This window comes from Streptomyces sp. WMMC940 (assembly GCF_027460265.1).
In the GTDB taxonomy this organism is placed as follows: Bacteria; Actinomycetota; Actinomycetes; order Streptomycetales; family Streptomycetaceae; genus Streptomyces.
The window spans coordinates 5118550-5141923 of the sequence record NZ_JAPZBC010000001.1; the positions used below are offsets into that span (position 1 = coordinate 5118550).

The 23374-nt window shown below is 72.7% G+C and carries 20 protein-coding genes and 1 pseudogene; 16 read left to right on the forward strand and 5 right to left on the reverse strand.

The features are described 5' to 3' along the window. Window positions 1-10 precede the first annotated feature (10 nt). Window positions 11-466, reverse strand: a complete 456-nt coding sequence (locus O7595_RS22435) for a pyridoxamine 5'-phosphate oxidase family protein (RefSeq protein ID WP_269730429.1) — start codon at window positions 464-466, stop codon at window positions 11-13. Between the two features lie 125 nt (window positions 467-591). Here O7595_RS22435 and O7595_RS22440 point away from each other — a divergent pair, with 125 nt between their 5' ends. The 3 genes from O7595_RS22440 to holA all read left to right on the forward strand — a co-directional run bounded on the left by O7595_RS22440 (window position 592) and on the right by holA (window position 3090). Next, the gene (locus O7595_RS22440; protein WP_269730430.1) at window positions 592-1428 is read left to right on the forward strand and encodes an arylamine N-acetyltransferase family protein; all 837 of its coding nucleotides are present in this window, start codon (window positions 592-594) and stop codon (window positions 1426-1428) included. Next, window positions 1421-1666, forward strand: a complete 246-nt coding sequence (locus O7595_RS22445; RefSeq protein ID WP_269730431.1) for a hypothetical protein — start codon at window positions 1421-1423, stop codon at window positions 1664-1666. The genes O7595_RS22440 and O7595_RS22445 overlap by 8 nt, the downstream gene beginning before the upstream one ends. 437 nt (window positions 1667-2103) lie before the next feature. Continuing rightward, window positions 2104-3090 carry a DNA polymerase III subunit delta gene (gene holA, locus O7595_RS22450; RefSeq protein WP_269730432.1) on the forward strand — a complete coding sequence of 329 codons (987 nt, stop codon included), beginning with the start codon at window positions 2104-2106 and terminating at the stop codon, window positions 3088-3090. 427 nt (window positions 3091-3517) lie between these two features. Here the strand turns inward: holA and O7595_RS22455 are convergent, their stop codons facing one another. Then, on the reverse strand, window positions 3518-4069 hold the full coding sequence (locus O7595_RS22455; RefSeq protein ID WP_269730433.1) for a GNAT family N-acetyltransferase: 552 nt from the start codon (window positions 4067-4069) through the stop codon (window positions 3518-3520). Between the two features lie 31 nt (window positions 4070-4100). On the opposite strand from O7595_RS22455, the pseudogene O7595_RS22460 reads away from it, so the two are divergent. Further along, window positions 4101-4709 (forward strand): annotated as a pseudogene (locus tag O7595_RS22460) (TetR/AcrR family transcriptional regulator); the annotation flags it as partial. 456 nt (window positions 4710-5165) lie between these two features. On the opposite strand, the gene rpsT reads toward O7595_RS22460, so the two are convergent. After that, a complete protein-coding gene (gene rpsT / locus O7595_RS22465) occupies window positions 5166-5432 on the reverse strand; it encodes a 30S ribosomal protein S20 (RefSeq protein WP_017944951.1) in 267 nt (88 codons plus the stop codon). Between the two features lie 283 nt (window positions 5433-5715). Here rpsT and lepA point away from each other — a divergent pair, with 283 nt between their 5' ends. The 4 genes from lepA to hemW all read left to right on the forward strand — a co-directional run bounded on the left by lepA (window position 5716) and on the right by hemW (window position 13310). After that, on the forward strand, window positions 5716-7587 hold the full coding sequence (gene lepA, locus O7595_RS22470; RefSeq protein WP_269730434.1) for a translation elongation factor 4: 1872 nt from the start codon (window positions 5716-5718) through the stop codon (window positions 7585-7587). 238 nt (window positions 7588-7825) lie between these two features. Further along, complete coding sequence (locus O7595_RS22475; RefSeq protein WP_269730435.1) at window positions 7826-9715, forward strand: AMP-dependent synthetase/ligase; 1890 nt, start codon at window positions 7826-7828, stop codon at window positions 9713-9715. Window positions 9716-10075: 360 nt separating this feature from the next. Next, the gene (locus O7595_RS22480; protein WP_269732582.1) at window positions 10076-11971 is read left to right on the forward strand and encodes a SpoIIE family protein phosphatase; all 1896 of its coding nucleotides are present in this window, start codon (window positions 10076-10078) and stop codon (window positions 11969-11971) included. A gap of 106 nt (window positions 11972-12077) precedes the next feature. Then, on the forward strand, window positions 12078-13310 hold the full coding sequence (gene hemW / locus O7595_RS22485; protein ID WP_269730436.1) for a radical SAM family heme chaperone HemW: 1233 nt from the start codon (window positions 12078-12080) through the stop codon (window positions 13308-13310). Between the two features lie 323 nt (window positions 13311-13633). Here the strand turns inward: hemW and O7595_RS22490 are convergent, their stop codons facing one another. Together O7595_RS22490 and O7595_RS22495 are read right to left on the reverse strand one after the other, a co-directional pair. Continuing rightward, window positions 13634-14434: a DUF3097 domain-containing protein gene (locus O7595_RS22490; RefSeq protein WP_269730437.1), complete on the reverse strand. Its 801-nt coding sequence runs from the start codon at window positions 14432-14434 to the stop codon at window positions 13634-13636. 28 nt (window positions 14435-14462) lie between these two features. Next, the gene (locus O7595_RS22495; protein WP_269730438.1) at window positions 14463-15185 is read right to left on the reverse strand and encodes an MBL fold metallo-hydrolase; all 723 of its coding nucleotides are present in this window, start codon (window positions 15183-15185) and stop codon (window positions 14463-14465) included. A 188-nt stretch (window positions 15186-15373) separates the two neighbouring features. Here O7595_RS22495 and hrcA point away from each other — a divergent pair, with 188 nt between their 5' ends. The 8 genes from hrcA (at window position 15374) to O7595_RS22535 (ending at window position 23192) form a co-directional block, all read left to right on the forward strand. Further along, the gene (gene hrcA / locus O7595_RS22500; protein WP_138055290.1) at window positions 15374-16390 is read left to right on the forward strand and encodes a heat-inducible transcriptional repressor HrcA; all 1017 of its coding nucleotides are present in this window, start codon (window positions 15374-15376) and stop codon (window positions 16388-16390) included. Beyond that, window positions 16391-17527, forward strand: a complete 1137-nt coding sequence (gene dnaJ, locus O7595_RS22505) for a molecular chaperone DnaJ (RefSeq protein WP_269730439.1) — start codon at window positions 16391-16393, stop codon at window positions 17525-17527. It abuts the gene before it with no gap. 213 nt (window positions 17528-17740) lie between these two features. Continuing rightward, window positions 17741-18814: a nitronate monooxygenase gene (locus O7595_RS22510; protein ID WP_269730440.1), complete on the forward strand. Its 1074-nt coding sequence runs from the start codon at window positions 17741-17743 to the stop codon at window positions 18812-18814. Continuing rightward, window positions 18811-19542 carry a 16S rRNA (uracil(1498)-N(3))-methyltransferase gene (locus tag O7595_RS22515; RefSeq protein WP_269730441.1) on the forward strand — a complete coding sequence of 244 codons (732 nt, stop codon included), beginning with the start codon at window positions 18811-18813 and terminating at the stop codon, window positions 19540-19542. The genes O7595_RS22510 and O7595_RS22515 overlap by 4 nt, the downstream gene beginning before the upstream one ends. 336 nt (window positions 19543-19878) lie before the next feature. Next, a complete protein-coding gene (locus tag O7595_RS22520) occupies window positions 19879-20406 on the forward strand; it encodes a hypothetical protein (RefSeq protein WP_269730442.1) in 528 nt (175 codons plus the stop codon). A gap of 458 nt (window positions 20407-20864) precedes the next feature. Beyond that, window positions 20865-21224 (forward strand): histidine triad nucleotide-binding protein, encoded by a 360-nt coding sequence (locus tag O7595_RS22525; RefSeq protein ID WP_269730443.1) that lies wholly within the window; start codon window positions 20865-20867, stop codon window positions 21222-21224. A 28-nt stretch (window positions 21225-21252) separates the two neighbouring features. After that, window positions 21253-22161, forward strand: coding sequence for a ribonuclease Z (locus tag O7595_RS22530; RefSeq protein WP_269730444.1), 909 nt, complete (start codon window positions 21253-21255; stop codon window positions 22159-22161). Between the two features lie 29 nt (window positions 22162-22190). Continuing rightward, window positions 22191-23192, forward strand: coding sequence for an adenosine deaminase (locus tag O7595_RS22535; protein ID WP_269730445.1), 1002 nt, complete (start codon window positions 22191-22193; stop codon window positions 23190-23192). The last annotated feature ends 182 nt before the right edge of the window (window positions 23193-23374 follow it).

Sequence of the window (23374 nt, forward strand, 5' to 3'; positions counted from 1 at the left end):
TGTCCTCCGGTCAGTCCAGCCAGCGGCCCTCGCGCATCAGCAATCGGCCGGGCTGCTCGTTATCCTCCCGCCAAGCCTTGACGGTGTGCGGAGTGATCCGCACGAAGACCCACTGGGCCCCGCCGCGTGGGTCCCAGCCGAGCTTCGCGGAGAACGCGTCGCCGGAGCCGGGCGGCAGAGCGTCGCATTCCTCGACCTCGGCCGCGCCGGCGATGTGCACCACGTCCGTGGCATGGCCGACGGTGACGACGGCCTCGCCGCGCGGAGTCAGATTGCGGGCGGTCGGGGTGTTGCGCCGGGTGCACATCAGCAGCCTGCCCCGGTCCCACAGGAACCACAGGGGCACGAGCGTGGGCATGCCGTCCGCCGATGCCGTGGCCACCCAGGCATCGCGGTCGCCGGCCAGCCGGTCGAGGGCGTCCGTTCTGCGCTGCGCCCGACTCCGGGCCGGCTCGGGGTTCGTCATGGCCCGGAACGGTACGAGGCAGGCGACTTGCGGCGCTTCGGGCCGCGGACCGATCTGCCTCAGCCCCGCGTCCTAGGACCCGTGGCGCATGGCGGGGCGTCCCGCCTTCGGCACAGACTGCTTGCATGGACACCCCATCGCAGCCCTTGCCGACAGAGACCGTCGACGCCTACCTCGGCCGTATCGGGGCCGAGCGTCCCCACCGGGCGGACCGGGAGGCCCTGCGCGAGTTGCAACAGCGGCATCTGCGTTCCGTACCGTTCGAGAACCTCTCGATCCACCTGGGGGAGAACGTGGTCCTGGAGGACAAGCCGCTGTTGGACAAGATCGTCGGGGCGCGCAGGGGCGGGTTCTGCTACGAACTCAACGGCGCGTTCGCCGCGTTGCTGCGCGGCCTCGGCTTCGGCGTCACCCTGTTCCAGGGCCGGGTCTTCAAGGGGGACGGGCAGCTCGGCATCCCGTACGACCACCTCGCCCTGCGTGTGGAGACCGTCGACGGCGGCGGGCCGTGGCTCGCCGACGTGGGCTTCGGTGATCACTGCCACTACCCGCTCCTGCTCGACGAACGGGGCGACCAGCGCGATCCGGCCGGCACCTTCCGCATCGCCGAGGCGCCGGACGGCGACCTGGACGTGCTGCGGGACGGGGAGCCGCAGTTGCGGCTCGACCAGCGGCCGCGGGAGCTGGCGGACTTCGAGGCCGGTGCCTGGTACCACCGCACCTCGCCCGCCTCCCACTTCACCCAGAAGCTCGTCTGCTCCCGGCTCACCGACGAAGGCCGGATCACCCTGTCCGGACGCAAGCTCGTCAGCACGGCGCGCGGTGAGCGCACGGAGCGGCAACTCGGTGACGACGCAGAGGTCCTGGCCGCGTACCGGGAGCACTTCGGGCTGGCGCTGGACCGGGTGCCGGAGGTCCGGCAGCCCCGTGCGGGGGACACGGCACAATGTGGCGGTGAGTGATGTGAGACATGTGCTCGTCCTGCCCGACCGCGACGCCGCCGAAGAGGTCATCGAGGCGATCGGGGACCACTTCGGCGTGCACGACGAACCCCAGTTGGTGCGGGACGCCCTGGCGGGGGAGGACGACGCCGAGGACGCTCAGTGGCTGGTGGTCGTCGAGGACCCGGAAGGCCGTCTGAGCCCCGTCGAACTGGACGACTTCGTGGCCGACTGGGACGGTTGGCGGGAGGAGCCCTGAGCCCCCGCACGGGCGTCCCCTCGGCCGGAGGTGGGCAGGTGGGTCCCTGAACCGGCACCCGAGCCGCTGGACCCCACCGATACCCGCTGGAACCGCCCCGCCCGTCGGAAGGCCGCCCTTCCTTCGGGTCCTTGCGAGCCCTCCGGCGCTTGACCCCGCGGTCCTTCCGGCCTCTCCTGTTCCTGCGTTCCCTGCGTTCCCTGCGTTCCCTGCGTTTCATTCCGGCCCCCTCCGCCACCCTCGGCCCTTTCCAGTCCCTCCGGTCCTTGCGTTTCCCCCCGGCCCCTGTGTTTCCCCCGGCCCTTGCGTTTTCTGCGGACGCCTACGGTTCCTCCGTGCCTCCGAGCCCGGTCCCTGTGCACGGGATTGGGTGCCCCGCCGCCCCCGGGCCACAGGGCAGGCGGCGGTGTCGGTGGCCCGTGGGATGCTGGACCGCGATGGCCACCAGGAAGAACACGAACGACGACCCCCTCGCCCCCGTCACGATCGCGGTGGGCCAGGAGGATCTGCTGCTGGACCGCGCCGTGCAGCAGGTGGTGGCGGCCGCTCGGGCCGCCGACGCCGACACGGACGTCCGCGATCTCGCCCCCGACCAGCTCCAGCCCGGCACGCTCGCCGAGCTGACGAGTCCCTCGCTCTTCGCCGAGCGCAAGGTCGTCGTCGTGCGGAACGCGCAGGACCTCTCCGCCGACACGATCAAGGACGTCAAGGCCTATCTCGCCGCACCGGTCGAGGAGATCACGCTCGTCCTGCTGCATGCGGGCGGCGCCAAGGGGAAGGGTCTGCTGGACGCGGCACGCAAGGCCGGCGCGCGTGAGGTGGCGTGTCCCAGGACGACCAAGCCCGCTGAGCGACTGACGTTCGTGCGCTCCGAGTTCCGCACGCTGGGACGGTCGGCGACCCCCGAGGCGTGCCAGGCCCTCGTCGACGCCATCGGCAGCGATCTCAGGGAGCTGGCGAGTGCGGTCTCGCAACTGGTCGCCGATGTCGAGGGCACGATCGACGAGGCCGTCGTCGGCCGTTACTACACCGGGCGCGCGGAGGCCTCCAGCTTCACCGTGGCCGACCGCGCGGTCGAGGGCCGTGCGGCCGAGGCCCTGGAGGCGCTGCGCTGGTCGCTCTCGACCGGCGTCGCACCGGTCCTGATCACCAGCGCGCTGGCTCAAGGGGTGCGGGCGATCGGCAAGCTCTCGTCGGCGCGCGGCGGCCGGCCGGCCGATCTCGCGCGCGAGCTGGGCATGCCGCCCTGGAAGATCGACCGGGTCCGCCAGCAGATGCGCGGTTGGACGCCCGACGGTGTCGCCCTCGCCCTGCGCGCCGTCGCCGAGGCGGACGCTGGGGTCAAGGGCGGTGGCGACGACCCGGAGTACGCGCTGGAGAAGGCGGTGGTCACGGTCGCCCGCGCGGCCCGCCTGCGCCGCTGACCCACCGAACGTCTCGCGGCCGCTGCCTCGGCCCGTTCCCCCGTCTCGGCCACGTCCCTCGCCCCTGCGTTTGGCGAAGACCTCGCGACCCTCGCTCCTCGGACCTTGCCTCGCCGACTCCGGCCCCGTCCGCTCCTGCGGTGGCGCTGCTGACGGCGCCGTAGGTCCCGGCCACGCCTCCCCGGCCGTCGACCCACCTCACCCCGACCGAATCCCACCCGGCCCCCACTGGGTCCCCACCGTCGGGCAGCGGGCTCGGCCCACATCAGCGGGGGAGGGCACGGGCGTGCCGGTGAGCCCGTATGCCCGTGGGGCGTGGCGTGAAGCGGGCGGGCGGGGACGGCGCCGTCGCTCCCGGGCCGGACGCCGAGAAGACTTCCGATGCGCGGGGTCGGGGAGCGAGGTCCTGCGCCGGACCCGTCGCCGCTCAGTGCTTCAGTGCCTGCCACTCGGAAGCCAGCACGGCCCAGAGCTGCTTGTCGTAGCGCACGCCTTCGTAAGGCCATGCCTCGCGGCGCACTCCCTCCAGCGTCATGCCGAGCCGCTTGGCCACCGCCGAGCTGCGGTCGTTGTCCGCCCGGCAATGCCACTCGGCCCGGTACAGCCCGCGGGACGTGAAGGCCCAGTCCAGCAATGCGCCGCACGCCCGGGTGACCAGACCGTGGCCCTCGGCCGACGGCTCGAGCCAGCAACCGATCTCGCAGGACCCGAGGGCGGTGTGGAAGTCGGTGAACATCACGCCGCCGACCAGTACCCCGTCCCGCCGGATGCCGTACAGACGGGCGCCGTCGTCAGCCTGACGTTCGGCGTACCGCTTGAGTGTGGCCCGTGCCCCGTCCACGTCGTCGGTGACGAACGACGCCCCGACCCACGGACGAATGTGCTCGCGAGCCCGGTCCAGATGGTCGGCGAACTCCTCGGCATGGCGGATCTCCAGCGGACCGAGGCGGACACCGTCGCACAGCGGCAGCGAGAACATGAGAGGCCTCCCCATTCACACAACAAGCGTTATGGGAATGTACCGTGGCGGCATGCCACGTACCAAGGGAGATCATGAGGGCCGCCGACGCGACGTCTCCGCGGCGGTCTGGCAGGTCATGGCCACGCGAGGCTTCGCCGGCCTGACGCTGCGCGCCGTCGCCGCCGAACTCGGTGCGACGACCGGCCTGGTCACGCACTACTTCCCCACCAAGCAGGCCTTGGTGGGGTACGCCCTGGAACTGCTCGAACAGCGCACCCTCTCCCGCCCCCGCCGTCAGTCGGGCGAGGGACTGGCAGCCCTCAGGGCCGCGCTGCTGGACATCCTGCCGCTGACCCCGGATGCCGTCGACGGCAACCGGATCTGGGTCTGTTCCTGGGATGCCGCGCTCTCCGACCCCGGCCTCAGCGCCGACTACGCCCGCAAGTACGCGCAGGGTCGCGACAGGTTGACCGAGCGGGTGGCCACGGCTCAGGAGCTCGGTGAACTGTCACCCGGCAGCCCCGCGCACATCGCGGCCGGCGCCCAGTGCTTCGTCCTCGGTCTGGTGGTCCAGGCTCTGTTCGATCCGGCGGGGTTTCCCCCGCAGCGGCAGGTCGAGCTTCTGGACGGCTACCTGGCGGGCCTGAGCACCCGCGCCGACGCGGCATTGGCCGGAGCGACGCCAACGGCTGGCTCGACGACAACGGCATCGAATCCATCGACGGCATCGACCTCCTCGACGGCATCGAATCCATCGACGGCATCGACCTCCTCGACGCCTACGGCAACATGGACGGCCCGGCGCGATCCCGGCGGAGCCCTCTGAGCGACGGTCGGTCCGCGAGCTGCCCGGCCGCCTTCACCGGAAGCCGAAAACCCCGCCTTCCCGAACCGGGGAAGAACGGGGAAGCGGGGTCCTCGGGTCCGGCCGGAGCCGGGAAGTCGGTGGATTCGCACCCGCGTGGCGAACGCAGGCCGCGTGCGAATCCGGGGTGCCGGTCCGGGGACGGATGAGAGAGGGCCCGTCTGGTCCGGTCCGGCGATCAAGTCGTCCGGCGGGTCACCCCGAGGGGGTCGCTGCCGGAGGTCCCGGGGTCACCCCCGGGGCGGGAGCTCAGCCCTGGAGGGAGGCAACCTTGGACGCCAGCGCCGACTTCTTGTTGGCGGCGGCGTTCTTGTGGATGACACCCTTCGAGACGGCCTTGTCGAGCTTGCGGGACGCCTCACGAGCGGCCACGGTGGCCTTCTCGACGTCGCCGGCGGCGACAGCCTCGCGGGCCTTGCGGATCGCGGTCTTGAGCGAGGACTTGACGGCCTTGTTGCGCAGGCGCGCCTTCTCGTTCGTCTTGTTCCGCTTGATCTGGGACTTGATGTTCGCCACGAAAGAGCCTTTTCAGGATTGATGATCTTTGAAGGCGTGTCCCGCACCCATGACCTTCGGGGGACGGCCCTTCCGAGGACACGACTCTTCGGAGCACATGACCCTTCCGGGCACGGGAGGTGCCTCCGGAGAGGACACACGAGACACAGCTGGCCAGACTACCAGCGCCTCTCCGACCGGCCCAAACCGAGCGCAGCCCCGCAGCCATGGGACCATGGAGGCTGCGTATCGATCCGACATCGACCCGAGACGAGCGCTCGGCGCTCAAGAATCAGGACCCTGCGTGCCCGCGACCCCTACCAATGTGCCCGAGCCGAGCCGTACCGACCCGGCGCTGATCCGCAACTTCTGCATCATCGCGCACATCGACCACGGCAAGTCCACGCTTGCCGACCGGATGCTCCAGCTGACCGGCGTGGTCGAGCAGCGGCAGATGCGCGCCCAGTACCTCGACCGCATGGACATCGAGCGTGAGCGCGGTATCACGATCAAGTCCCAGGCCGTACGACTGCCCTGGGCGCCCACCACGGGCGACGGGCAGGGCCGGACCCACATCCTCAACATGATCGACACCCCGGGCCACGTCGACTTCACCTACGAGGTCTCCCGGTCGCTCGCGGCGTGCGAGGGCACGGTCCTGCTGGTGGACGCGGCCCAGGGCATCGAGGCGCAGACCCTCGCCAACCTCTACCTGGCGATGGAGAACGACCTCACCATCGTCCCGGTGCTCAACAAGATCGACCTGCCCGCCGCGCAGCCCGAGAAGTTCTCCGAGGAGCTCGCCAACCTCATCGGCTGCGACCCCTCGGACGTCCTCAAGGTCTCGGCCAAGACGGGCCTCGGTGTGGAGGCGCTGCTGGACCGTGTGGTGAAGGACGTGCCGGCCCCGGTCGGCGTCAAGGACGCCCCCGCCCGCGCGATGATCTTCGACTCCGTCTACGACTCCTACCGCGGCGTCGTGACCTATGTACGCGTCGTCGACGGCCAGCTCAACAAGCGCGAGCGCATCCGGATGATGTCGACCGGCGCGACCCACGAACTGCTGGAGATCGGTACCAACTCCCCGGAGATGCTGGCGGCCGACGGCCTCGGCGTCGGCGAGGTCGGCTACCTCATCACGGGTGTGAAGGACGTCCGCCAGTCCAAGGTGGGTGACACGATCACCCAGCAGACCAAGGGCGCCACCGAGGCGCTCGGCGGCTACAAGGACCCGAAGCCGATGGTGTTCTCGGGCCTGTACCCCCTCGACGGCTCGGACTACCCCGAGCTGCGTGACGCGCTCGACAAGCTGCAGCTCAACGACGCCGCGCTGGTCTACGAGCCGGAGACGAGCGCCGCCCTGGGCTTCGGCTTCCGCGTCGGCTTCCTCGGACTGCTCCACCTCGACGTGATCCGCGAGCGCCTGGAGCGCGAGTTCGGCCTCGACCTGATCGCGACCGCCCCGAACGTGGTCTACCGGGTGGTCATGGAGGACGGCACCGAGCACACCGTCACCAACCCCAGCGAGTTCCCCGAGGGCAAGATCGCTGAGGTGTACGAGCCGGTCGTGCGCGCGACCATCCTCGCGCCGAGCGAGTTCATCGGCTCGATCATGGAGCTCTGCCAGAACCGCCGCGGTGTTCTCCTGGGCATGGACTACCTCTCCGAGGACCGGGTCGAGATCCGTTACACCCTCCCCCTCGCCGAGATCGTCTTCGACTTCTTCGACCAGCTGAAGTCCAAGACCCGGGGCTATGCCTCGCTCGACTACGAGCCCACCGGCGAGCAGGGCGCCCAGTTGGTGAAGGTCGACATCCTGCTCCACGGCGACAAGGTCGACGCCTTCTCCGCGATCACCCACAAGGACCAGGCGTACGCGTACGGCGTGCGGCTCGTGGCCAAGCTCAAGGAGCTCATCCCGCGGCAGGCCTTCGAGGTGCCCGTCCAGGCGGCCATCGGCTCCCGGGTGATCGCCCGCGAGACGATCCGGGCCATCCGCAAGGACGTGCTGGCCAAGTGCTACGGCGGTGACATCTCCCGCAAGCGGAAGCTGCTGGAGAAGCAGAAGGAGGGCAAGAAGCGGATGAAGATGGTCGGCTCGGTGGAGGTGCCGCAGGAGGCGTTCATCGCCGTGCTGTCCAGTGACGATTCCGCGGGCGGCAAGGCGAAGAAGTAGTCCGCGGGTCACGCGAACGCACCAGTCGTCCCCGTTCGCCTGCCGCGCCCCACAGGCCCGTGCGCTCCCGGCGCACGGGCCTGTTCGTTATCAAGCGGCAGCCCGCAGCCCCTTACGTGGCGCAGCGTGGCGCTCTACCCTGATCAGGCCCCGATGGTTACTCGCGAGTTAAACAACTGTGACCAGTCGGGCAATCAGCCAGTCATGCAGCAATGCCGCAGCAGGCCCGGAGGATGTCGTGAGCGACACACAGAACCCGATCGAGAACCGACCGCCCTCCGTGGCGACGCTCTTCGTCCAGCGCGTGGCGGCCACTCCCGACGCGGAGGCCTACCGCTACCCCGTCCCCGCCGCCTCCGGGCAGGGGCCCGACGACTGGAAGTCGCTGAGCTGGCAGGAGGCCGCCGAGCGGGTCTACGCCATCGCGGCCGGACTGGTCGAACTGGGTGTGCGCGCCGAGGAGCGGGTGGCTCTCGCCTCCTCCACCCGGGTCGAGTGGATCCTCGCGGACCTCGGCATCCTCTGCGCGGGCGCCGCCACGACGACGGTGTACCCGCAGACCAACGCGGAGGAGTCCGCGTACATCCTGGCCGACTCCGAGAGCAGGGTGCTGATCGCCGAGGACGCCGCGCAGGTGGCCAAGGCCCGTGAGCGGCGCTCCGAGCTGCCCCATCTGAAGCATGTGATCGTGATCGACGAGGCGGGCGCCCAGCCGGCCGAGGGCGACCCCGACGGCTGGGTCCTGTCGCTCTCCGCCCTCGAGGCGCGCGGTGCCGACTACCTCACCAAGAACCCCGCCGCGGTCAAGGAGCGGGTGGAGGCGATCACCTCCGACCAGCTCGCCACCCTCATCTACACCTCGGGCACCACGGGCCGCCCCAAGGGCGTCCGGCTGCCGCACGACAACTGGTCCTACATGGCCAAGGCGATCGCCTCGACCGGTCTCGTCACCCAGGAGGACGTGCAGTACCTGTGGCTGCCGCTCGCGCACGTCTTCGGCAAGGTGCTGACCTCCGGCCAGATCGAGGTCGGGCACGTCACCGCCGTCGACGGCCGGGTCGACAAGATCATCGAGAACCTCCCGGTGGTCCAGCCGACGTACATGGCGGCCGTGCCCCGCATCTTCGAGAAGGTCTACAACGGCGTGGCCGCCAAGGCACGGGCCGGGGGCGCGGCCAAGTACAAGATCTTCCAGTGGGCCGCCGGCGTCGCGCGCGCCTACGCCAAGGAGTCCCAGGACAACTACCGCCGCACCGGCACCGCCTCCGCCTCCTTCGGCCTCACCGCGAAGCACAAGGTCGCCGACGCGCTCGTCTACTCCAAGCTCCGCGAGGCCTTCGGCGGGCGGCTGCGCGCCGCCGTCTCCGGCTCCGCCGCCCTCTCGCCCGAGATCGGCTTCTTCTTCGCCGGTGCCGGCATCCACATCCTGGAGGGCTACGGCCTCACCGAGTCCAGCGCCGCCTCCTTCGTGAACCCCGGCGAGGCGTACCGCACCGGCACCGTCGGCAAGCCGCTGCCCGGCTGCGAGGTGCGCATCGCGGACGACGGCGAGATCCTGCTGCGCGGTCCCGGCATCATGGAGGGCTACCACGGACTGCCTGACAAGACCGCCGAGGTCCTGGAGTCCGACGGCTGGTTCCACACCGGCGACATCGGCGAGCTCTCCCCCGACGGCTACCTCAAGATCACGGACCGCAAGAAGGACCTGATCAAGACCTCCGGCGGCAAGTACATCGCGCCGGCCGAGGTCGAGGGTCAGTTCAAGGCGGTGTGCCCGTTCGTCTCGAACATCCTGGTGCACGGCGCCGACCGCAACTACTGCACGGCGCTCATCGCGCTCGACGAGGCCGCCATCCTCGGCTGGGCCGAGGAGAACGGCCTCGAGGGCAAGTCGTACGCTGAGGTCGTCGCCGCACCGCAGACCGAGCGGCTCGTCGACGGCTACGTGCAGCGGCTCAACGAAACGCTCCAGCGCTGGCAGACCATCAAGAAGTTCCGCCTGCTGCCGCGCGACCTCGACATCGAGCACGGCGAGCTGACGCCGAGCCTGAAGCTGAAGCGCCCGGTGGTCGAGCGCGAGTACAAGGACCTCATCGAGGGCATGTACGAGGGCGCCCGCGAGGCGTGACACCACCGCTCGGCGGCCCGTCGCCCGGCTGCGCCGCGACGGGCCGCCGAGCCGTTCCCGGACTTCACGGCGGCCCCGCGATCCGTCCACCGCCTGCTCACGATCCCGCCCGGCCTCCTTCCGTCCACCGCTCGTTGGTGGCTCCGCCCGGCCCTTCCGCACACCGCCTGCTCGCGACCGCTCCCAGCCCCCCGCTCCCCCGAACGGTCCCACTTCGGTGACTCCGCGCTTATGGGTGCGCCCGGTCTGTCACGCTGTCCCTGTCGTCCCTGCCCGGTGGGCGGTACGGCAGGGAAACAGAGCGCACAGACCGGGCAGCCAGACAGACCGGACAGGAGTCGCCGCGTGGGGTCCGTTCCGATGCAGCAGGAGACCACTCACCGTTCGGTGCAGCTGCTCCCGCGGCGTGGCGACGTACGCCCGGTGGCTCGCACCAGCCTGCCCGGGAACCCCCTCGCCGCGTCCGCCGCCCGCCGCTTCATCCGGGCCGCGCTGGCCGACTGGACCCGGCACGGGACGGTCACCACGCGCGGTACGGACCGGCTCTCCGACGACGCCGTACTGGTCGTCAGCGAGCTCGCCACCAACGCCGTCGTCCACGCGGGAACCGGGGTCGAGGTGCTCGCCCGGCTCGACCCGGCCACCGACGACGACCCGGCGGCCCTGGTGATCGAGGTCTCCGACCACCATCCGGCGCGGGCGGTGCGCGGCGACGGCCACGAGCAGGAGGGCGCGGACCCGGGAGAACCGGATCACGGGCGCGGGCTCCACCTCGTCGCCACGCTCGCCGTGTCCTGGGGGATCACCTACCGGCCGGGCCGCAAGACGGTCTGGGCGCGCCTGCCGCTCGACGGCTTCGACGGCGCGGCCCTCGCCGCCCAGGGCGGCGAGGCCCCCCGGAAGCGCGGGGTCCGGGCGGCCGAGATCCTCGCCCCCTCCCCGCGCAGAAGCGTCCGCGACGACCGCGAGTGGGTCGGCCGCGGCGCGCTCTCCTTCCTCGCCGAGGCGTCCGACCTGCTCGCCGGGCAGCTCGACGAGGACATGGTCGCCGCCCTCGCCGGACAGCTGCTGGTGCCCAGGCTCGCCGACTGGTGCGCGGTCTGGCTGGACGGCGAGACGGGCCCGGCGCCCCGCCCCGCCCGGGTCTGGCACGCCGACGAGTCCGCCATCGAGGGCCTGCGCGAGGCACTGGCCGGGGGCCCGCCCCGGTTACCGGGAGAGCCGCGAGGGACCGCCGTACCGGTCCCGGCCGCCTGGCCGCCCGCCGGCGCGGGCAGTGCGGTCGCGTTCCGGCTGACCGTCGGCGCACGGCCGCTCGGCACCCTGCTGCTCGGCCGCGAGGCACCACCGGGCGTCCCCGACGAGGCCATCGCGCTGCTGGAGGACTTCGCCCGCCGCGTCGGCCTCGCGATCGGCGCGGCCCGCCAGTACACCCGGCAGGCCACGATCAGCCGGGTCCTGCAGCGCGGCCTCCTGCCCGCCCAGGTCGCCCGCATCCCCGGCGTCGACAGTTCCCTGGTGTACGAGCCGAGCGACGAGGGTCTGGCCGGGGGCGACTTCTACGACATCTTCCCGGCGGGCAGCGGCGGGCGCTGGTGCTTCATGCTCGGCGACGTCCAGGGCAGCGGGCCGGAGGCCGCCGTCGTGACCGGCCTCGCCCGGCCCTGGCTGCGGCTGCTCGCCCGCGAGGGCTACCAGGTCGCAGGCGTCCTCGACCGGCTGAACGGCCTGCTCCTCGACGACGCGCTGGAGGCGGCCGAGGCGGCGGCGCTGATGGCGGCCCGGCCCGCGTTGGCCGGTACGGCGGATGCCGGCTCCGCGACCGGCCACGAGGGCCCCCAGTCCCGGTTCCTGTCGCTGCTCTACGGCGAGCTGACACCGCTGCCGGGGGGCGGAGTCCGCTGCGCCCTCGCCTGCGCCGGCCACCCCCTTCCCCTGCTGCTGCGCCCCGACGGCACCGTCCGCCCCGCCGCCGCGTCGCAGCTCCTCCTCGGCGTGGTCGAGGACGTCGCGTACGAGAGCCAGACCTTCGAGCTGATGCCCGGCGACACTCTGCTGTGCGTCACCGACGGGGTCACGGAACGACGGTCCGGGCAGCGGATGTTCGACGACGCGGACGGGCTCGCCCAGGCGCTCGCCGGCTGCACCGGTCTCACCGCCGAGGGAGTGGCGGACCGGATACGCCGGGCGGTGCACACGTTCGCGGAGGCCCCGCCCGACGACGACCTCGCGCTGCTGGTGCTCCAGGCCCGCTGACCCCCCGGCCCGCTGATCCCCCGGCCCGTCGATCCTCGGGCCGCGGGCCGGACGGGCGTCGCCCGCCGTCGTCGGGGCACCGCGCGCGTACCGGACAATGGGATGCATGCCTTCCGCACTGCCTGATGGTGAGCCCATGCCCGTCGACGGGGCGCTGCCCCCGCACGCCCTCGCGGGCGCGGCCGGCCGGCCCCTCGGGTTCTATCTGCACGTTCCGTACTGCGCCACGCGCTGCGGCTACTGCGACTTCAACACGTACACGGCGAGCGAGCTGCGCGGCACCGGCGGTGTCCTGGCCTCCCGCGACAACTACGCGGACACCCTCGTCGAGGAGATCCGGCTCGCCCGCAAGGTCCTCGGCGACGACCCGAGGCAGGTCAGGACCGTGTTCGTGGGCGGCGGGACCCCCACGCTGCTGCCCGCCGACGATCTCGTCCGGATGCTGGGCGCCGTCCGCGAGGAGTTCGGCCTCGCCGACGACGCGGAGATCACCACGGAGGCCAACCCGGAGTCCGTCGACCCGGCCTACCTGGCGGAGCTGCGTGCCGGCGGCTTCAACCGGGTGTCCTTCGGCATGCAGAGCGCCCGGCGGCACGTGCTGAAGGTGCTCGACCGCACCCACACGCCCGGTCGGCCCGAGGCCTGTGTCGCGGAGGCCCGGGCGGCGGGTTTCGAGCACGTGAACCTCGACCTCATCTACGGCACGCCCGGCGAGAGCGACGACGACTGGCGCGCCTCTCTCGACGCGGCCATCGGCGCAGGCCCCGACCATGTGAGCGCGTACGCCCTGATCGTGGAGGAGGGCACCCAGCTGGCCCGCCGGATCCGGCGGGGCGAGGTGCCGATGACGGACGACGACGTCCACGCCGACCGCTATCTGATCGCCGACGAGGTCCTGGCCGGCGCCGGGTACGAGTGGTACGAGGTCTCCAACTGGGCCGGCTCGGAGTCCGGGCGCTGTCTGCACAACGAGCTGTACTGGCGCGGCGCCGACTGGTGGGGCGCGGGGCCGGGTGCCCACAGCCACGTCGGCGGGGTGCGGTGGTGGAACGTCAAGCACCCCGGCGCGTACGCGGCGGCGCTGGCGGAGGGCCGTTCGCCCGGCGCCGGGCGCGAGGTCCTGCCGGGCGAGGACCGGCGGGTGGAGCGGGTGCTCCTCGAACTGCGGCTGCGCGAGGGCTGCCCGCTGGACCTGCTCCGGCCGCAGGGCCTGGCGGCCTCTCGCCGGGCCCTGGAGGACGGCCTGCTGGAGCCGGGGCCGTACGAGGCGGGCCGGGCGGTGCTCACGCTGCGCGGCCGGCTCCTGGCGGACGCGGTGGTCCGGGACCTGGTGGACTGACCGGCCCGCCCCGCTACCGGCCACGGCCCCGCACGGTCCCGACCCGGGGCACGCCCCGGTCCCGCCCAAGGCCCCGCCCTGGTCCCGCCCCGCCTCGGCCTGCGTCCCGGCCCCGGCCGGTTCCCGCCGCGTTCCCGGCCCGGCATGGCCTCGGCCCGCACCGGCGTACGTCCCGACCATGGCCCCGGTACCGGCCTGCGTCCCGGGCCCGCCCCCCACGGCCCGATCCCGCCGCGGTCCCGGCCCGCCTCGGCCTGCGTCCCCGCCTGCGTCCCCGCCCGGCCCCGGTACCGTGTCCGGCCCCGGTACCGTGTCCGGGCTCCTCAGGCCGTGACGAAGTCGATCAGTTCCTCGACCCGCCCCAGCAGCGCCGGTTCCAGGTCCTTGTAGCTGTTCACCCGCGACAGGACGTGCTGCCAGGCCGCTCCCGTGTTCGGCGGCCAGCCGAGCGCCCGGCAGACACCCGTCTTCCAGTCCTGCCCCCGCGGCACCGACGGCCAGGCGGGGATGCCCAGCGACGACGGTTTCACCGCCTCCCACACGTCGATGTACGGGTGGCCGACCACCAGGACGTGCGGGTCCGTCACCGACTCCGCGATGCGGGACTCCTTGGAACCCGGCACCAGATGGTCCACGAGCACGCCCAGCCTGGCGTCTGCGGCCGGGGCGAACTCGGCGACGACGGCGGGCAGATCGTCGACGCCCTCCAGGTACTCGACGACCACGCCCTCGATGCGCAGGTCGTCGCCCCAGACCTTCTCCACCAGCTCCGCGTCGTGGCGGCCCTCCACGTAGATGCGGCCCGCGCGGGCGACCCGGGCGCGGGCGCCGGGCACCGCGACCGATCCGGAGGCCGTGCGGGTGGGCCGCGCGGGCGCTCCGGACGAGGGCCGCACGAGGGTGACCGCCCTGCCCTCCAGCAGGAAGCCCCGCGGCTCCATCGGGAACACCCGGTGCTTGCCGAAGCGGTCCTCCAGCGTCACCGTCGCCGCCTCGCACCGGATCACCGCACCGCAGAAGCCCGTGGAGACCTCCTCGACCACCAGGTCGGGTTCGGCGGGGACCTCCGGAACGGGAGCGGACCGCTTCCACGGGGGTGTCAGACCGGGACTGTAGCTGCGCATCCGCCAGACGCTACGACACCCCGAACCGCTACGACACCCCGAACCGCCGCGCCAGTTCATCGCGTTGGGCGCGTACGAACGCGGCGTCCACCGCCGCCCCGTGCCCCGGCACGTACAACGCGTCCTCCCCGCCCAGCGCGAGCAGCCGGTCCAGCGCCGCCGGCCAGCGGGACGGGATGGCGTCCGGCCCGGCCTGCGGGTCGCCGGACTCCTCCACCAGGTCGCCGCAGAAGACGACCTCGCGGTCGCCGGGCACCAGCAGCACCAGGTCGTGACGGCTGTGGCCCGGCCCGACGTTCGCCAGCATCACCTGGCGGCCGCCGAGGTCGAGCGTCCACTCTCCGGAGACGACGTGCCGCGGGACGACCAGGGCCTCGGTGGCCCGGGCCGCGTCCTCCGGCGGCATGCCGTGACGGATCGCGTCGTCGCGCAGCACGGCCCGGTCCCGGACCAGGAGGCTGTCGACGCCGACCGCGCCGTACACCTCGGCCCCGGGGAAGGCGGCCGTGCCGAGCACATGGTCGAAATGGGGATGGCTGAGCGCGATATGCGTCACACGCCGGCCGCCGAGGAGGGACTCGGCCTGGGTCCGGAGCTCCGCCCCCTCGCGGAGCGTCGAGCCCGTGTCGTACAGGAGCACCGCACTCTCGCCGGCCACCAGGCCCACCGTCGCGTCCCAGCCGGGCAGGCGCCGCCGCCCGACGCCGCCGGCGAGCCGTTCCCAGCCGAAGTCTTCCCAACGGACGTCCATACGGCGACGCTATCCCGGAGCGACCAGCGGCGTCATGGCTCGTCGTGACGGGGTAGGGTGCCCGGCCGCCCTTGCTAGGGACGTACCTCCCGGCCGTACACTGGGCCCGGGAAAACTGGCACTCAGCGAGGCCGAGTGCCAGACCAGGGCCGAAGGACGCCGAGGAACCACAGCTGGAGGTGTGCGCCATGCTCAGCGAACGCAGACTCGAGGTGCTGCGCGCCATCGTCCAGGACTACGTGGGCACCGAGGAGCCCGTGGGCTCCAAGGCCCTCACCGAGCGGCACAGGCTCGGGGTCTCGCCGGCGACCGTGCGCAACGACATGGCGGTGCTGGAGGAGGAGGGCTTCATCGCCCAGCCCCACACCAGCGCCGGCCGCATTCCCACGGACAAGGGCTACCGCCTGTTCGTGGACAGGCTCGCGGGCGTCAAGCCGCTGTCGTCCCCGGAGCGCCGGGCGATCCAGAACTTCCTCGAGGGCGCGGTCGACCTCGACGACGTCGTCGCCCGCACGGTGCGGCTGCTGGCGCAGCTGACCCGGCAGGTCGCCGTCGTCCAGTACCCGTCGCTCACCCGCTCCACCGTGCGGCACGTGGAGCTTCTGGCGCTCGCCCCGGCCCGGCTGATGCTGGTGCTGATCACGGACACCGGACGGGTCGAGCAGCGGCACGTCGACTGCCCCGCGCCGTTCTCCGACACGTCGCTCGCCGACCTGCGGGCCCGGCTCAACAGCCGCGTGGTCGGACGGCGGTTCACCGATGTGCCGCAACTGGTGCAGGACCTTCCGGAGTCCTTCGACCTGGAGGACCGCGCCACGGTCTCCACCGTGCTCTCGACCCTCCTCGAGACACTGGTCGAGGACACCGAGGAACGGCTGATGATCGGCGGCACCGCCAATCTGACGCGCTTCGCGCACGACTTCCCCCTCACCATCCGGCCCGTGCTGGAGGCGCTGGAGGAGCAGGTCGTGCTGCTGAAGCTGCTCGGTGAGGCCAAGGACTCGGGCATGACCGTACGGATCGGGCACGAGAACCTCCATGAGGGACTCACTTCCACATCCGTCGTCGCGGTCGGCTACGGTTCGGGCGACGAGGCAGTCGCCAAACTCGGCGTGGTCGGACCGACCCGCATGGACTACCCCGGAACGATGGGAGCGGTACGCGCAGTGGCACGTTACGTCGGACAGATCCTGGCGGAGTCGTAAGTGGCCACGGACTACTACGCCGTACTGGGCGTACGCCGCGACGCATCGCAGGACGAGATCAAGAAGGCCTTCCGGCGGCTCGCACGGGAACTCCACCCGGACGTGAATCCGGATCCGAAGACGCAGGAGCGCTTCAAGGAGATCAACGCCGCCTACGAGGTGCTCTCGGACCCGCAGAAGAAGCAGGTCTACGACCTCGGCGGCGACCCGCTGTCCGGCGCCGGAGGCGGCGGCGCGGGCGGCTTCGGCGCCGGTGGCTTCGGCAACTTCTCCGACATCATGGACGCGTTCTTCGGGACCGCCTCCCAGCGCGGGCCGCGGTCGCGGACGCGGCGCGGCCAGGACGCCATGATCCGGCTGGAGGTCGAACTCAACGAGGCGGCGTTCGGCACCACGAAGGACATCCAGGTCGACACCGCCGTCGTCTGCACGACCTGCTCGGGCGAGGGCGCCGCACCCGGTACGTCGGCGCAGACGTGCGACATGTGCCGCGGCCGTGGTGAGGTGTCGCAGGTCACCCGGTCCTTCCTCGGTCAGGTCATGACCTCGCGGCCGTGCCCCCAGTGCCAGGGCTTCGGGACAGTCGTCCCGACCCCGTGCCCGGAGTGCGCGGGCGACGGCCGGGTCCGGTCGCGCCGCACCCTGACCGTGAAGATCCCGGCAGGCGTCGACAACGGCACCCGCATCCAGCTCGCCGGTGAGGGCGAGGTCGGCCCGGGCGGCGGCCCCGCCGGCGATCTGTACGTCGAGATCCACGAACTGCCGCACCCGGTCTTCCAGCGCCGCGGCGACGATCTGCACTGCACGGTGACCATTCCCATGACGGCGGGCGCGCTCGGCACGAAGGTGCCGCTGGAGACGCTCGACGGCATGGAGGAGGTCGACATCCGCCCGGGCACCCAGTCCGGCCAGTCGATTCCGCTGCACGGCCGCGGTGTCACCCATCTGCGCGGCGGAGGACGCGGCGACCTGATCGTCCACGTCGAGGTGCAGACCCCCTCGAAGCTCGACCCGGAGCAGGAGCACCTGCTGCGGGAGCTGGCGAAGCTGCGCGGCGAGGAGCGGCCGACGGGCCAGTTCCAGCCGGGGCAGCAGGGGCTGTTCTCCCGTCTCAAGGACGCGTTCAACGGCAGGTGAGCCGGGCGCGCGCCGCGCACCGGCCCCCGGCGGGGCGGTGTCCCGCCGGGGGCCGGGCGGCGCGGGGCCGTCCGCATCCGGAGCGGGGCCGGCCCGTCGGGCCGACCCCGCTCGCCCGTTCCCGTGGTCCGTCGCGGGCGCTCGTGGGAGAGCCCCCGGAAGGGGCGGAGGCCGGGATTCGGACGTGGCGGCCGGACGTGGCACCATGCGGGCATGTCCTCCGCGCTGACCGATCTCTGCCGTTACCCGATCGTGCAGGCCCCCATGGCGGGTGGCGCCTCCTGTCCGGAACTGGCCGCCGCCGTGTCCGAGGCCGGAGGGCTCGGGTTCCTGGCCGCCGGGTACAAGACCGCGGACGGGATGTACCAGGAGATCAAACAACTCCGCGGTCTCACCGGGCGGCCGTTCGGCGTGAACCTCTTCATGCCGCAGCCCGCCTACGCCGACGCGGCGGCCGTCGACGTCTACCGGCACCAGCTCGCCGGAGAGGCCGACTGGTACGACACACCGCTCGGGGACCCCGACTCGGGCCGGGACGACGGCTACGAGGCCAAGCTGGCCATCCTGCGGGACGACCCCGTACCGCTGGTGTCGTTCACGTTCGGCTGTCCCACCCCTGCCGCCGTCGCCCGGCTGAAGCGGGCCGGGACGCTCACGGTCGTCACCGTCACCACGCCCGAGGAGGCGCTGGCGGCCCAGAACGCGGGCGCCGACGCCATCTGCGTCCAGGGCGTCGAGGCCGGCGGCCACCAGGGCACGCATCGCGACGATCCCAACAACGACGGCGCCGGTATCGGGCTGCTCGCTCTGATCGGGCAGCTCCGCGAAGCCGTACCGCTGCCCGTCGTCGCGGCCGGCGGCATCATGCGCGGCAGCCAGATCGCCGCCGTCCTGGCCGCCGGGGCCGCGGCCGCACAGCTGGGCACCGCCTTCCTCGTCTGCCCCGAGTCCGGCGCGAACGTGCTGCACAAGCAGGCCATGACCAGTCCGCTGTTCAACAGGACCGAGCTGACGAGGGCGTTCTCGGGCCGCCCCGCCCGCGGCCTGGTGAACCGGTTCATGAGCGAGCACGGGCCGTACGCGCCCGCCGCCTACCCCGAGGTGCACCACCTCACCTCCGGCCTCCGCAAGGCCGCCGCCAAGGCCGGTGATCCGCAGGCCATGGCCCTCTGGGCCGGCCAGGGCCACCGCCTGGCCCGTGACCTCCCCGCCGGCCGGCTCGTCGAGGTCCTCGCCGCCGAGACGGCCGCGGCCGGCTCCGCCCTCGCACTCCGGAACCCCGCATGACCGCCCCCGTCTTCCTGGTCGAGGACGTCCGTACCGGTACCGTCACCCTGGACGGGCCCGAAGGCCGGCACGCCGTCTCCGTGCGCCGACTGCGCGTCGGCGAGGAGGTCGTCCTCACCGACGGCCGAGGCACGGGAGGCTACGGCACCGTCGCCGCCGTCGAGGGCAAGGACCGCCTTCACGTCTCGGTCACCGCAGTGCGCGAGGAGCCGGAGCCCGCGCCCCGGATCACGGTCGTACAGGCCCTGCCCAAGGGCGACCGCGGCGAACTCGCCGTCGAGACGATGACCGAGACCGGCGTCGACGCGATCGTGCCGTGGGGGGCCGCCCGCTGCATCACGCAGTGGAGGGGTGAGCGCGGCGCCAAGTCGCTCGCCAAGTGGCGCTCCACGGCCCGTGAGGCGGGCAAGCAGTCGCGCCGGCTCCGCTTTCCCGAGGTCGCCGGGGTCGCCACGACCCAGCAGGTCGCACGGCTGCTCGGCGAAGCGGACCTCGCGGTCGTGCTGCACGAGGAGGGCGCGGAACCACTCGCCACCGCGCAACTGCCGTCCGCCGGGGACATCGTGCTGGTCGTGGGGCCCGAAGGGGGAGTCTCCCCGGAGGAGTTGGCCACCTTCGCCGAGGCGGGCGCCAAGCCCTGCCGTCTGGGCCCGAGCGTCCTGCGGACCTCCACCGCGGGCACGGCGGCGTCCGCCCTGCTGCTCGGCCGCACCGGCCGCTGGTCCTGAGCCGCAACGCCCACCACCGGCCTCCGGATCCGCGGGCCCGAAGCCGGGTTCCCGTCTCGCCGGCCCGAACCGGGTTACCGCCATCGGCGTGTCGCGAAAGTGGCGTCACCCGCCGGGAAGACGGTCCGCGGCCGGGTGCAGGTGCCCTCGCGGGTGAGGGACAAGGATCGCGGCACGTGCCGTCCCGGAGCGGATGCCGCGGCGACCGGAACCGGACGGTGCCGTCGACGACCGGCCCGCGTACGCGCCCGGGCGTCACCCACACGGCCCACGGTACGGGGCCGTTGGCCGCAAACGGACTACCGCGCCCCTCCCGCCCCTGGCACGCTGCCGCCCATGACGGCCCCTTTCCGCGCCCCCCTCCGCCTGCTCGCCACCGCCGTCTGCGCGGCCGGGACCGCGTCCGGCCTCGTGGCGTGCGAACCCGGGACGTCCGGCGGCCTGAGCGCCATGGCGGTGTCGTACACCACCGACATCGCGGGAACGCGGGCCCTGGAGAACGAGGGCGTACGCGTCCGCTGGCTCAGCTGCGCGGCCCGGCTCGACAGCGGCGCGAGCGCCTCGCCATCGGCCCGTGCGGCGGCCGGTGTCGACTGCGAGGGCGAGACCGACGACGGCGGGAAGATCACCATCGGCGGCACGGTCACCCAGGAGATCGGCGGCCGGTGCGTGCACGGCGACCTCACGGCGAAGTCCGACGGCCGCCGGGTGTTCCGCGCCTACGTCCTCGGCGACTGCAACGCCCCCGTGCCCACTCCCGCCAGGACACCGGCGCCGCCTCCCGCCCCTGGGGACGGCGGTGCACCGCGCCCCACGGTCACCGTGACCGTCACCGTCACCGAGACCCGCACCCCCCTCGCATAGGGGTCCGTACCACCCCGGGTGCCGCATCGGGCAAGGTGCGCCCCGTCGCGACGCCCGGCACGGCGACTCGCGGCGTCGCCGAATCGACGAACAGGCCCACTACGAGGTCGATCCGGCGCCTTGCGGCCCTTCCCCTCGGCCCGGAGGGTCGGGGGAGACCCCGTGCACCGGACCCCGCGCCTCGACGGGCAGACCCCGTGCACCGGACCCCGCGCCTCGACGGGCAGACCCTGCCTGACGCGGCACCCGAACGGGCGGGACCCGGCCGCACCTCTCGCCGGTGAGGCCGCGCCTTCGCCCGGTCGGGCCCCGCACCTCCGCCGCTCGCGGGCCGTGCCCCCGGCGCGCCGGGCAACGGCGGCGGCCCGGTCCGCACGGCGGTACCCCCCCGGAGGCGTACCCCGGCACCGATACGATGCAGTTCCACTGATCGTCGGAAGTGTGAAGGGGCCCGGACCATGGCGGGAGAACCGCAAGCCGACTGCCTGTTCTGCAAGATCGTGGCGGGGGAGGTACCGGCCACCGTCGTCCGCGAGACGGAGACGACCGTCGCCTTCCGGGACATCAACCCGCAGGCGCCGACGCACGTGCTGGTGATCCCCAAGGTCCACTACCCGGACGCCGCCACGCTCGCCACGGCCGAGCCGGGCGTCGCCGCCGACATACTGCGCGAGGCCGCCGAGGTCGCCGCGATGGACAAGGTCGACGCCTCCGGCTTCCGCATCGTCTTCAACACCGGCGCCGGTGCCGGCCAGACCGTCTTCCACACCCACGCCCACGTCCTCGGCGGCCGCGGGCTCGAATGGCCGCCCGGGTAGAGCGCCACCGACAGGCACGGAGCCCACCTTGTCCGTACGCGAACTGGTCGTGCTCGGCACGGCCAGCCAGGTCCCCACCCGGCACCGCAACCACAACGGCTATCTGCTGCGCTGGGACGGCGAGGGCATCCTCTTCGACCCGGGCGAGGGCACCCAGCGGCAGATGCTGAGGGCCGGGGTCGCCGCGCACGACATCGACCGGATCTGCGTCACCCACTTCCACGGCGACCACTCCCTCGGCCTCGCGGGGGTGATCCAGCGCATCAACCTGGACCAGGTGCCGCACCCGGTCACGGCCCACTACCCGGCGAGCGGGCAGCGGTTCTTCGAACGGCTCCGCCACGCGACGGCCTACCGCGAGACGGTCCGGCTCACGGAGGCCCCGGTCGGCGACGGCGGAGTGCTCGCCGTCACGCCTTCGTACACGCTGGAGGCGCGCCGCCTCGACCATCCCGTCGAGTCCTTCGGCTACCGGCTGACCGAGCCCGACGGCCGCCGCATGCTGCCGGGGCGCCTTGCCGCCCACGGCATCAAGGGGCCCGACGTGGGCCGCATCCAGCGGGAGGGCGCCCTCGGCGGGGTCGCGCTGGAGGACGTCAGCGAGGTGCGGCGCGGACAGCGGTTCGCCTTCGTCATGGACACCCGGCTCTGCGACGGCGCGCACGAGCTGGCCGAGGGCTGCGACATGCTGGTGATCGAGTCCACGTTCCTCGACGAGGACGTCGCGCTGGCCGTCGACCACGGTCATCTCACGGCGGGACAGGCGGCCCGCGTGGCGCGCGATGCGGGCGTAAGGCACCTGGTGCTGACACACTTCTCGCAGCGCTACAGCGAACCCGACGAGTTCGAGCGGCAGGCCCGTGCCGCCGGCTTCGAGGGCGAACTGTCCGTGGCCCGGGACCTCGTACGGGTCCCGGTCCCCAAACGCGCGGCCTGATCCACCCGCCGACGTCCGAGCGAGCACCGATGTCACTCATCCCCAAGGCCGAACTGCATCTGCACATCGAGGGCACCCTCGAACCCGAGCTGGCCTTCGCGCTGGCCGAACGCAACGGCGTCGACCTGCCGTACGCCGGCACCGACGCGCTGCGCAGGGCCTATCTCTTCAGCGACCTGCAGTCCTTCCTGGACCTGTACTACGGGCTGATGGCCGTCCTGCACACCGCGGACGACTTCACGGAACTCGCCGACGCGTATCTGGCGCGAGCCGCGGCCCAGGGGGTGCGGCACGCCGAGGTCTTCTTCGACCCGCAGGCCCACACGGAACGCGGCATCCCGATCGGCACGGTCATCGAGGGCCTCGCACACGCGCTGGACCGCGCCGAGGAGCGGTACGGCGTCTCGACCCGGCTGATCATGTGTTTCCTGCGCGACCGGTCGGCGCAGTCCGCGATGCAGACCCTCGACGCGGCGAAGCCCTATCTGCACCACATCACCGGTGTGGGTCTCGACTCGGCCGAAATGGGGCACCCGCCGTCGAAGTTCCGCGAGGTGTACGCGGCGGCCGAGTCCCTCGGCCTGCGGAAGGTCGCCCACGCCGGGGAGGAGGGGCCGCCCGCGTACGTGCGCGAGGCGCTCGACGTGCTGGGCGTCGAACGGATCGACCACGGCCTGCGGTCCGTGGAGGACCCCGAACTGGTCGAGCGGCTGGCCCGCGAGCAGATCCCGCTCACCCTCTGCCCGCTGTCGAACGTCCGCCTGCGCGCCGTCGACACCCTGGAGGACCATCCGCTGCGGGCCATGATGGACGCCGGTCTGCTCGTCACCGTGAACTCCGACGACCCCTCCTACTTCGGCGGCTACGTCGGCGACACCTTCCACGCGGTGCGCGAGGCGCTCGGGCTGACGCAGGAGCAACTGCGGGAGCTGGCACGCAACTCCTTCCGCGCTGCCTTCCTGGACCACGACGAGGCGCGCCGTGAGCGCTGCCTCGCCGAGGTCGCCGGCTACGACTTCGATCGGGAGTGACGCGGGGCCCCGGCGGGTGAGCCCGCGCACCGGCGGCTGTGCGGGCTCACCGGTCGCCGGGCCGGGCCGGGTGCGACCGTGGTCGGCCGGGCGGCGGTGGACGGCTCGGCCGAGTGGTCGTCCCACCGGGCTCCGGTGCCCGGCCTGCCACGGGGCCGGACCGAGTCGGCGCCGCCCTGCCG